This is a genomic window from Novipirellula sp. (assembly GCF_041583735.1).
Lineage (GTDB): Bacteria > Planctomycetota > Planctomycetia > Pirellulales > Pirellulaceae > Novipirellula.
Genome location: NZ_JBFHFD010000823.1, coordinates 1 through 3,248 on the forward strand (window position 1 = coordinate 1; position 3,248 = coordinate 3,248).

3 protein-coding genes are annotated in these 3,248 nt (G+C 55.1%); 1 reads left to right on the forward strand and 2 read right to left on the reverse strand.

What is annotated here, in order from left to right; translation table 11 throughout:
• On the reverse strand, positions 1 to 1,194 hold a 1,194-nt coding region (locus tag ABX962_RS33270; protein WP_372725981.1), incomplete at its 3' end, for an alpha/beta hydrolase-fold protein.
• A 572-nt stretch (positions 1,195 to 1,766) separates the two neighbouring features.
• Positions 1,767 to 2,333: an OsmC-related (seleno)protein gene (locus ABX962_RS33275; RefSeq protein ID WP_372725982.1), complete on the reverse strand. Its 567-nt coding sequence runs from the start codon at positions 2,331 to 2,333 to the stop codon at positions 1,767 to 1,769.
• Positions 2,334 to 2,481: 148 nt separating this feature from the next.
• On the opposite strand from ABX962_RS33275, the gene ABX962_RS33280 reads away from it, so the two are divergent.
• Complete coding sequence (locus ABX962_RS33280; RefSeq protein WP_372725983.1) at positions 2,482 to 2,931, forward strand: MarR family winged helix-turn-helix transcriptional regulator; 450 nt, start codon at positions 2,482 to 2,484, stop codon at positions 2,929 to 2,931.
• Positions 2,932 to 3,248: the final 317 nt, after the last annotated feature.

Sequence of the window (3,248 nt, forward strand, 5' to 3'; positions counted from 1 at the left end):
GGGCGGCATGTCACCGCGAGCGATTAAGTTGTCAAACACAACAGGAATTCGCCAGCGTCCGTTCACGTCTCGCATTCGTTCGCCATCTTGGAACACCATCAACGCAGCAGGCGTGTCCTTGTTGTATTGCGCGGGAACGTACACGGCCCAGTCACGAATCGTGTCGGGGAAGATCTTCGATTCCCAGGGCTTCATAACCTTGACGGTGCCGTGAGGAACATCGTCGCGTGGGACTGCGTCTGGGTGTGGTTCCCAGGCGGGCTTGGTCGCGGTGGACGGAATGTTGGTGGACTCGGCGTCGTCGTCCCACAACCAACGAAGAGCATTGGGTAGTTCAAGCCCGCCCCACTTGCCGCTGTGCCCTCCCTCGGTCATCACCAACTTGTAGGTGTAGCCCGCATACTGAAGAGCAGACGCAAGCGAACGGTTGCCGAGCGGCCAGTTGCCATGCAGATTACTGAGGTCATCGTTGCCCTCTTGGAGATAGACCTTGATCGGCTTCGGATTCTCTTTCGTTTTGCGGACCAAGCCGGGATAAGCCCAACCACCACGAATGTTCGTGTAGCTGCCAATATGACTGAGAACCTTGCTGAACTGTTCCGGTTTCTCCCAAGCGACGGTAAAGGCGCAAATGCCGCCCGATGAAATCCCGCACACGGCGCGGTTCGCTGGATCGTCGGAAACATTGATCCCTTCGAGGGCGACGGGCAAGAACTCGTCGACCAGAAAGTTCGCGTAGCGGTCACCAAGTGAATCGTACTCAAACGACCGGTTGCTGCGACCATCGGCGCCCTGTCGCGTTGCCGGAATCGTGCCGGGATTCACGAACACTGCGACAGTGACTGGCATCGCTTTCTGGTGAATCAGGTTGTCAAAGACGACGGGAACGCGAAACGCACCGTCCGGCTTAGCGTAATTCATGCCGTCCATGAACACCATCAAGTTGACCGGTTGGTCAGGAGAGTACTGTGCAGGCACGTAAACGGCATAGTCGCGTCGTGTCCCGGGGAACAGCTTGCTCTGTTCAAACACACCGCGGGTCAGCTTGCCACTGGGAACGCCCGTCTGCACCTCGCGATCACTTTCTCGGGCAGCAGTTTGCTGGGCCGAGCAACGCTGGGCGAATCCCACCAAGATGACAATGGCGACGCACGTGAAGGATTTTAGTGAGATCTGTTGCAGTGTTCGTATCATCGAGAGTGGTCACTTGGAGATGGAAAGGGGAGTTGGCACGACACATCATAGCTCGCGCCGAGCTGCCTAGTGCTTTGAGCCAGCGAAGGACCGTTGGAACAATAAGTGACGGGTTTTCGCGTAACGGAAGTCGTCAAGACTTTTGAGAATCCGCCTACGAATTTCGCTACCTCAAAATTTGTATTAACGGGAGGACGAGATATTTTAACCAAAACGTCACGGACAGGTACGGTGTGTAAGCCTGGCTCTTGCATTTGGGATTGGGGATGCGGTTTTCGCGATCCAAACCTCAACTGCGACCTAATTGAAGAGTAGAGCGTAGGGCCGGTTCCTACCGGCCGACGCACCTGCAGTTACCTCTCCACTGACGAAGGAGATTGCGGCATCAACTGCAACCGAGTAGGCCGGAGGCCGACACACTGACGGCAGAGTGCGTCGCCCTCTGGGCTATGTTTTCCCTGCTCCGCTCGCCGGTGGCTCACGCCGCCGGCAGAGAGTGTGTCGGCCTCCGACTTGTAATCATGTTTGCTCTGCCGCTGCGTGCCGTCCGTATGATCTTTCAAAGCTCACGATCAGCTGAGTAACTGTCCGTTGACCTTTGCTTGAATCGTCGATGGCACTGGATTCATGATCGACTGGTGGATGAAACAGCTGTTCTTTCCGACTTCAATCATCTGCCGAATCACGTCTTCGGGTTCGTCAGATTCAATGTCCAGATGAGTGACGACTTCGACGCCACGGCCAGCCAGCGTTCCTTTGATAACGGAGCCTTCCATCGCAAATCGCGTTTCCTGCGCGAGCTTCATGCTGCGGATATTCAGATTCTTGACCTTCACGTAACGCGATAGCTGAGTTAACAGGCAGAACGCGATGCTGGCACTGTAGTAGGCCAGTGGCGGTGGCGCCGAATCGTCGCCGCCCAAGTACGGGCCTTCGTCGCAGACAATTTCGAAGGTGCTGCCCTTGGGTTGATCCACCCGGACCGTTGCCCGCTTACGCATGTTGTCGAGCGATTCGGCCTCCAATCGCAACACGATTTCCCGCTTCTGAACGGGATTCAAACTCGATCCATGTTCATCGGGATCAGAGGATTCTTCGATTTTGCGGACGATGGGCGTGGCAGATTCTGGTGACACCATGGATGGGCTTCCCGTTCAAAAAGAGTGGCTAATAAGTAATCCCCTTGCCATTAGTACGCACACGTAGTAACATTTCAAGAGGGACGGCCGAGGTGCCGACAAGTTTGACGTCGTCGTAACACCATGTTCACCAGCAAAATACTGACAAATGACCTTTGAAGAATCGATCCCAATGCGGTTGCGACGAGCCTACCTGACGATGCATCGGGTTGCTCAAGCACATTTCGCTCGGTTTGACGTAACGGCCGACCAATTTGTGTTGCTGTCGCTGCTGGCAGAGGAAGATGGAATCACGCAGTCGGAACTCGCTGACCGCATGGTCTCGGACGCGAACACGGTCACAGCGATGCTGAAGTTGCTGGAACAGCGTGAGTACATTCGCCGCGTGCGTTGCAAAATCGACGGTCGCGCGCGGCGAGTGCATTTAACAGCGGCGGGAAGGCGGCTTGCGACGAAGCTGATCCGCAGCTCCGAAAAACTGAGGCTCTCAATCGAAAACGCGGTAACACCGGCCGAACGAAAAACGTTCGATGCGTCTCTTGATTTAATAGTCGACGTTGTCACAGCAAAAGACAACGAAGAAAAGAAAGCCGGTTGATCACTCCCCTACCACCGATCAGAAAGATTCATGATGAGAAGAGTTCTAGTAGGTTTTCTGCTTTGTGCGTCCGCATTCGGTTCCTCCCCTTCCGTGTTTGGGCAGGAAGTTCACGCAGATCGCCCAGATTGGTTTGACGGCAAGCCACGAACATTCGTTGTGAACGGCTATTCGACTTCATTCCACTGGCCAGCGATGCTGCAACGGAAGCTCGACCGATACTTCGACGGAAAGCGAGTGATTGAAGTGAAGTCGGCGACTCAGGGCTCGACGCCTATCGCGAAGTGGATGAATGTCGAAACGGGTGAGCCGATGCA

Bases quoted from the DNA above. Each gene is read 5' to 3' on its own strand.
- ABX962_RS33275 (WP_372725982.1), bottom strand. From the start codon at position 2,333: ATGGTGTCACCAGAATCTGCCACGCCCATCGTCCGCAAAATCGAAGAA.
- ABX962_RS33280 (WP_372725983.1), top strand. From the start codon at position 2,482: ATGACCTTTGAAGAATCGATCCCAATGCGGTTGCGACGAGCCTACCTG.